Source organism: Leptolyngbya sp. FACHB-711 (genome assembly GCF_014695615.1).
Lineage (GTDB): Bacteria > Cyanobacteriota > Cyanobacteriia > Elainellales > Elainellaceae > Leptolyngbya_A.
Genome location: NZ_JACJOR010000354.1, coordinates 1 through 7,311 on the forward strand (window position 1 = coordinate 1; position 7,311 = coordinate 7,311).

8 protein-coding genes are annotated in these 7,311 nt (G+C 51.6%); 7 read left to right on the top strand and 1 reads right to left on the bottom strand.

Annotated elements, in window-relative coordinates; all coding sequences use genetic code 11:
- The 7 genes from H6F80_RS14605 to H6F80_RS14635 all read left to right on the top strand — a co-directional run.
- Window positions 1-2,008 (top strand): GspE/PulE family protein (locus tag H6F80_RS14605; RefSeq protein WP_518523586.1); only part of this gene is annotated, 2,008 nt, incomplete at its 5' end.
- A 71-nt stretch (window positions 2,009-2,079) separates the two neighbouring features.
- Window positions 2,080-3,195: a type IV pilus twitching motility protein PilT gene (locus H6F80_RS14610; protein WP_190792263.1), complete on the top strand. Its 1,116-nt coding sequence runs from the start codon at window positions 2,080-2,082 to the stop codon at window positions 3,193-3,195.
- A gap of 157 nt (window positions 3,196-3,352) precedes the next feature.
- Window positions 3,353-4,588, top strand: coding sequence for a type II secretion system F family protein (locus H6F80_RS14615; protein WP_190792264.1), 1,236 nt, complete (start codon window positions 3,353-3,355; stop codon window positions 4,586-4,588).
- A 99-nt stretch (window positions 4,589-4,687) separates the two neighbouring features.
- Complete coding sequence (locus H6F80_RS14620; protein ID WP_190792265.1) at window positions 4,688-5,272, top strand: hypothetical protein; 585 nt, start codon at window positions 4,688-4,690, stop codon at window positions 5,270-5,272.
- Between the two features lie 496 nt (window positions 5,273-5,768).
- On the top strand, window positions 5,769-5,978 hold the full coding sequence (locus H6F80_RS14625; protein ID WP_190792266.1) for a DUF2997 domain-containing protein: 210 nt from the start codon (window positions 5,769-5,771) through the stop codon (window positions 5,976-5,978).
- A gap of 65 nt (window positions 5,979-6,043) precedes the next feature.
- The gene (locus tag H6F80_RS14630; protein WP_190792267.1) at window positions 6,044-6,442 is read left to right on the top strand and encodes a DUF1257 domain-containing protein; all 399 of its coding nucleotides are present in this window, start codon (window positions 6,044-6,046) and stop codon (window positions 6,440-6,442) included.
- A gap of 54 nt (window positions 6,443-6,496) precedes the next feature.
- Complete coding sequence (locus tag H6F80_RS14635; protein WP_518523587.1) at window positions 6,497-6,958, top strand: ferredoxin; 462 nt, start codon at window positions 6,497-6,499, stop codon at window positions 6,956-6,958.
- A gap of 105 nt (window positions 6,959-7,063) precedes the next feature.
- On the opposite strand, the gene H6F80_RS14640 is transcribed toward H6F80_RS14635, so the two are convergent.
- Window positions 7,064-7,311, bottom strand: a 248-nt coding sequence (locus tag H6F80_RS14640; RefSeq protein WP_190792268.1) for a primosomal protein N', incomplete at its 5' end; no start/stop codon positions are given.

Below are 7,311 nucleotides of genomic sequence, written 5' to 3' on the forward strand. Positions count from 1 at the left end.
TCAGCCTATGGCAAACTCCTCATCGCAGCGGCGTGCCCTGGTCGTCCAGCACAACTTTTCCCCGTTCAGCAATAAGCTGGTTCAGTCCGGCTACGTCAATACTGAGCAAATGCAGCAAGCTCTGGTAGAGAGCCGGAAATCGGGTAAACCGCTAACCGATGTGCTGATGACATTGACGGGTCAGGCTTTACCGCCCGATCTGATTCGCCAGTATAAGAAGCAGCAGCTTTTCGAGCTGAAAATTCTTTACGGCGTTGAGTCCCTCGACCCGGAACTCAGCCAGATCAATACCACCCAGATTGGCCAGCTCATTGAATCGCTCATTCCGGTTGATCTGTGCCGTCGCTATCGATTCATTCCTCTTTCGCGCAGCGATGATCCACCCTTTGTGCTGGTGGCAATGGTCAACCCGGATGACCTAGCAGCGCAGGACGACCTGAACCGCATTTTGCGACCGCAGGGCTTAGCGTTACAGCGCATGGTCATCACGACCGAAGACTATCAGCGTCTCATTTCCCAATACCTGGATCAGCAGGTCGAACGCCAGAAGCAGCTTGATTTGGAGTCCAAAGTCGATGTCAAAGGCGATATCGAAAACCTGGAATATCTGGATCTGGAAGACACCGCTGATGATGCTGAGGCAAACCTGGATGCAGCACTTCAAGACCCGGAGGCTGCACCGATCGTTGCTCTAGCAAACAAAATTTTGGCGAGAGCCTTGCAGGATGGCATTTCTGACATTCACGTTGAGCCACAGGAAGAGTTTCTCCGCATTCGCTTTCGCAAAGATGGGGTATTGCGTCAGGGATTAGAGCCTTTGCCAAAGAAAATCATCCCGGCACTGACTGCCCGCTTCAAGATCATGGCGAACCTGGATATTGCCGAACGCCGAGTGCCGCAGGACGGTAGAATTCGCCGCTTGTTCGACAATCGCAAGGTCGATTTTCGGGTCAACACGTTGCCCAGTCGCTACGGCGAGAAAATCTGTCTACGAATTCTGGACAACTCGGCAACTCAGCTCGGACTCGACAAGCTAATCACCGACCCGGAAACGCTGCAGATCGTTCAAGAAATGGTTTCGCGTCCCTTCGGACTGATCCTGGTGACAGGCCCAACGGGTTCAGGAAAAACAACAACGCTCTACTCGGCTTTGGCAGAGCGAAATGATCCGGGCGTTAACATCAGCACTGCCGAAGACCCGATCGAATACTCGCTTCCCGGTCTGACTCAGGTGCAGGTGATTCGCGAAAAAGGGATGGATTTTGCCTCCATTCTGCGGGCATTTCTGCGGCAGGACCCGGATGTGATTCTAGTGGGTGAAACTCGGGACAAGGAAACCGCAAAAACGGCGATCGAAGCAGCCTTGACCGGACACCTGGTTTTAACCACGCTGCACACCAACGATGCTGCAAGCGCAGTGGCTCGTTTGGAAGAAATGGGCGTAGAGTCCTTTATGGTATCCAGTTCGCTCATTGGCGTCCTGGCACAGCGTCTGATGCGTCGCGTTTGTTCTGAATGCCGGGTTGCGTACCACCCCACGCCAGAAGAGCTTTCTCGCTTTGGGCTGTCGAGTTCGGCGGAGCCTGACTTGATGCTGTATCGGGCAACCAGTCTAAGCCATGAGGAAGTGCAGCAAGCTAGAGTCGCCGGAACGCTCTGCTCTACCTGCCACGGCGTGGGCTACAAGGGACGCTGCGGGGTCTATGAAGTGATGCGGGTGACCGAGCGAATCCAGACCCTGGTTACCGAAGGCGCACCCACCGAACGAATTAAGGAAGCTGCGGTCGAAGAAGGAATGAAGACGCTGCTAGCCTACAGTTTAAATTTGGTGCGGCAGGGATCAACCACGCTGGAAGAAGTTGAGCGGGTCACATTTACGGACTCAGGTTTGGAAGCAGAGCTAAAGGCAAAACGCAAAACTTCTCTGACCTGTCGCTGCTGTACCGCAGACTTAAAAATCGAGTGGCTGGACTGCCCCTACTGCACCACGCCTCGCTTCCAGGATTAATTGCTGCCCTTTTCCCCGGCTGAATTACAAAGACTTGCCAGTAGACGCACATCAATCACGGAGATAACCACATGGAGTTAATGATCGAAGATTTGATGGAACAGCTCATCGAGATGGGTGGCTCTGATTTGCACCTGTCCGCCGGGGTTCCGCCCTACTTCCGAATTAGCGGTAAATTAACTCCGATCGGCGATGAGCCAATGACCGCAGATCAATGCCAGCGACTGATCTTCAGTATGCTCAACAATACCCAGCGCAAAAACCTGGAGCAAAACTGGGAGCTGGACTGCTCCTATGGTGTGAAGGGACTGGCGCGGTTTCGGGTCAACGTCTACAAAGACCGGGGAACCTATGCCGCCTGCTTGCGGGCACTTAGCTCGAAAATTCCGAACTTCGATAAGCTGGGCTTGCCAGATGTGGTGCGCGAGATGTCAGAAAAGCCAAGAGGACTGATCCTGGTGACAGGACCAACTGGCTCCGGGAAAACAACAACCCTAGCAGCCATGATCGATCTGATTAACCGCACCAGAGCAGAGCATATTCTGACGATCGAAGACCCGATCGAGTTTGTCTATGAGCCAATCAAAAGCATTGTTCACCAGCGCCAGCTCGGCGAGGACACCAAGAGTTTTGCCAATGCGCTCAAGGCGGCTCTGCGGGAAGACCCCGATATCATTCTGATCGGTGAGATGCGCGATCTAGACACCATTTCTCTGGCTATCTCAGCGGCGGAAACCGGACACCTGGTTTTTGGAACGCTGCACACCAGTTCGGCGGCTCAAACCGTTGACCGAATTATCGACGTGTTTCCGGCCGAGCGGCAGCAGCAGGTGAGAGTTCAGCTCTCAAACTCTCTAGTCTCGGTCTTTAGCCAAACTCTTGTACCGCGCAAAAATCCTAAACCCAATGAGTTTGGACGAGTCATGGCACAGGAAATCATGGTCGTGACGCCTGCGATTTCAAACCTGATTCGCGAGGGCAAAACGTCTCAGATTTATTCAGCCATTCAGACGGGCGGTAAGCTGGGAATGCAAACCCTGGAGAAAGTACTGGCGGATCAGTATAAGTCTGGGTTGATTTCTTTTGAATCTGCCATGTCTAAAACCTCTAGACCCGATGAACTTCAGAGATTGATTGGTGCGCCGCCTGCGGGATCTGCAAAGTCAGGAATGGCTGCGGCTCACTAATCACGCTTCTTGATGCCCCGGCCGTTCTAGGCTTTCCCCAGTCCTGATTTAGCAAATTATCTCCCCCTGTCAGTCAAATGAATAGAACAGGGTAGGATCAACAGGACTGAGCAGAGCCGAAACGCTCAATCCTTGTCATTTCATTTGGTTGCGAACTATGCCTACCTACGTTGTTCGAGCGCGAGATACGAAAGGCAATCCCAAACGTGAACGCATTGTCGCTGAGTCTCCCAGCGATGCCCGGACAGCTCTGCGGGAGCGGGGTTTGTTCGTGCAGGAATTGACCGAGGATCGAGGGCTGCTTGAAAAGCTCAGCACCTTTAAGCTAGAAGACATCCAAACCGCCATGACCAGTGTGACGGTGAAGGATAAAGCGGTTTTCTCGCGACAGTTCGCGGTGTTGATTAATGCAGGTGTTGCATTGGTTCGAGGGCTGGGGGTGCTGTCTGATCAGTGCCCTAACCCCAAAATGAAAAAAGCCCTTCAGGAAGTCAGTGCAGATGTGCAGCAGGGAACCAATCTCTCGGACGCCATGCGAAAGCACCCAAGTTGTTTTGATGGGTTGTACGTGAGTATGGTGCAGGCGGGCGAGGTCGGCGGGGTACTCGACGAAGTCATGAACCGCTTGGCAAAGCTGCTAGAGGATGTGGCACGACTGCAAAACCAGATTAAGTCAGCGATGACTTATCCGATCGCCGTTGGTACTCTGGCAACGATTATTTTCCTGGGAATGTGTATCTTTCTGCTGCCCATCTTCGCCAACATTTTTGATGAACTGGGAGCGCAGCTACCCCCCTTCACGGCATTTATGATTGGGATTAGCAAATTTCTGAGAAGTCCCTATGTGCTGCTGCTGGTTGCTGCGATTTTTGCCGCCGCTTTTGCATACCGACAGTACTACAACACTAAAGTTGGGCGGGTGACAATGGATCGCTTCTTCCTGAAGATGCCGCTGTTTGGTGATCTAGTGCAGAAGACGGCGACAGCGCGGTTTTGCCGTACCTTTGGTGCTCTGTCGCGCTCGGGGGTTCCGATTCTGACTGCTCTGGAGATTGTGCGCGATACCGCAGGAAATCAGGTCATTGCTAATGCAGTTGATGAAGCAAAGCAGGAAGTCCAGACGGGCGGCATGATCAGTCTTGCCCTCCAGCGAGCGCAGGTTTTCCCGATTATGGCGATTCAGATGATTAGCATTGGGGAAGAAACCGGGGAAATTGATACCATGCTGATGAAGGTCGCAGACTTCTATGAAGATGAAGTCGAGCAAGCCGTAAAAGCACTCACCAGCATCATGGAACCGATTATGATCGTGGTGTTAGGGGGAATGGTTGGTTCGATTCTGATTGCAATGTATCTACCCATCTTCAGCGTGATGGATGCCATTAAAGGCTAACCTTCTGCTTTCGTATCGTCATCAATGCAATCGGTTTCTGCCCCTTTATGGGGCATTGTTGTTGCTGAAACTTTTGTTGCTGAGACTTTGCCCAAGCCTATGCCTGTTAAACAAGCTCAATACGAAGAACTTCTGGCGGAATGTAGCGATCGGCGGGGGGCGATCGAGTTGCTGAAGCAGCATCGCCCTTATCTAGAAATGATTCCCAGTATGCGACGACCGGATGAAAGCGTGATTACGCTGCCTCTGCCCCTAATTCGGACGCGAACTCGAGCGGCAACGGTGGGCGACTCAACCGCTTCTTCTAGTCAGACAGCTCAGTTACCCTGCGATCTGGCGATTCTGATGTGCGACCCAGAGTGGCGGATCAAAGCAGGTGGCGAAGTGATTGTCTTTATTCACCGTCCTACCGAAGATTTTTCTGATATGCTGAGTCGCTGGCGCAAAACCCAAATTCTGCTTGATCCGGGTTGTGAATGGGTGATGTCAGAGCAAGAAGCTCATTTGCTCAGCGAGGGATCTAACGAGAGCTACCCTCTGTTTGTGCTGTTTCCAGAAACACCCGATCGCATTCGGCGTGGACTGCGCGGCGCAGGTTTACCCTATGTTATGCAAACGGTCTATGCCCTTGAAGATGAAAGCCTTACTCTACCAACCGCAGAGGCATCTAATCTTGAAGAATAAACCGCCGCTTTGCGGATCCAATCTATATTTTTAGTCGCTGAAGTCATAGACATATTTCTATAAAGTAGGAGCATTCCTATCAGTCGAGCGATAGGGAGTTCTGAGGACTATAAGGGCAAAACTGAGATGCTCCTGAAAATTGGAGTAATTCAGCTTCTAACGAGCGTTACGTAATTTAACAATTCTTTAAGGTTCTTGAGTTCTCTAGAAAGGTAGAGGTAATGAGATTAATTTTTCTATCTCTAGGTATCCTTGACTGCTATGAGGAGTTAAGCGAAACTAACTTAAAGAGTTGAAGTAAAGCCTCAAGGGTCTACTAATATTTCTTACGTTTCAACTCAGATTTCCTGGTTTGGTCAACTTTGATGAAGCTTGGTGCTGAGTTGGGTAGCCGATAGGTTTATGGCAACTTTAGTGGGCTGCTGGCGGTTAGCGATCGACAGCGCAGGCTAGTTCATCTCATTCGAATGGTTCTTTTGAAAGCGGATAGGGTCGAATGGAGACGCTGGAATTCATCATTCATCCAGATGGTCGCGTTCAAGAAAAGGTGACTGGGATTATTGGAGCCTCCTGTGCCGAAGTGACAGCGGCGATCGAAGCTCAGCTTGGTCAGGTTATCAGTCAAGAAACGACCTCGGAATACTATGCTCAGCCTGTGCAGCAATCGATTTCTGCTCAAGCTCAAACCACTTTCGGCGAGTGGTAGATCCGCTTTTGCCGTTCAAGCAATAGTCCAAACCATAGTCCAAACGATTTTATACAAAGTTACCCATGTCTCACTTTAGCCAAATCAAAACCCAAATTCGTGATCTGACCTCGCTTCAGTCGGCGTTGACCGATCTGGGAATCGAGTGGAAAGCTGGTCCACAGCCTGTTCGCGGCTATCGTGGGCAGAGCCGGACAGCTGATGTTGTGATCGAGCAAGACAACGGTTACGACATCGGCTTTAGCCAGAATGATGCTCAGTATGAATTGGTCGCTGACCTGCAATACTGGCGGCAGCCGCTTTCGGTTGAAGGCTTTTTGAAGAGGGTAACGCAGCGATATGCTTACCACACAGTAATGAAGGAAACCGCTCGGCAAGGCTTTCAGCTGACCGAACAGCAGCAAAACCAAGATGGCTCGATTCGTCTGGTGCTGCAACGTTGGACTGCTGGCGCAGCCGTTTAATTGTTTCGAGGCACAATCCTAATTTCCGCGAGTTCTTTCTTGAGTGCGGATGCGATGACTGAATTTTCTCCGATGTCTGCGGCTTGGTCTTCTGATAGCCTCCCGACTGACTCCTCCGCTCCAAGCGGTTTTGAGCCCGAGCTGGGGGGACAGCTTCGAGATGCGCCTGAGCGAACTGGACTTGAACCCGAATTGGGCGGCGTAGTTCGTCAAAGAGGGGTTTATGTGGACGAAGTAACCTGCATTGGTTGCCTGCACTGCGCCCATGTTGCCCGCAACACGTTCTATATCGAACCCGATCACGGTCGCTCTCGCGTCATTCGGCAGGATGGCGATTCAGAAGAGGTGATTCAGGAGGCTATCGACACTTGCCCAGTAGACTGTATTCACTGGGTCGATTACACCGAGCTAAGGCGGCTTGAAGAGGAGCGGAAGTATCAGGTGATCCCGGTTGCGGGTTTTCCTGTAGATAAGGCAGTTTTAGCAGCGAAGCGACGGCAGAAAAAGAAGTCGTAACGCACTTCTATCGTCTTGGTTAAGGTCAGAAGAGTAGGTCATTGGGGAGCATAACGCTCCCTTTTTTGTTTTTGTCGCTTTTTGAAATTTTCGACTACAGTTCGACTACAGGAAGTTCAGCGGGTCCACATCGATTGTTAAGCTCACTCCGGTAGGACAAACCGATCGCAGTCCAGCAAAATCAAGCCTCATCTGGGAGTCGGGCGTGAGCTTGAGCAAAAGTTGCCAGCGATAGCGATTGGCAACACGGGCGATCGAGGCGGGGGCAGGTCCAAGCAGCTTGTCGTCGGGGTCGGAATAAATCGTGCGAAGATAGGCAGCGATTTCCATTGCAGTCTGCTGGACGATCGCTT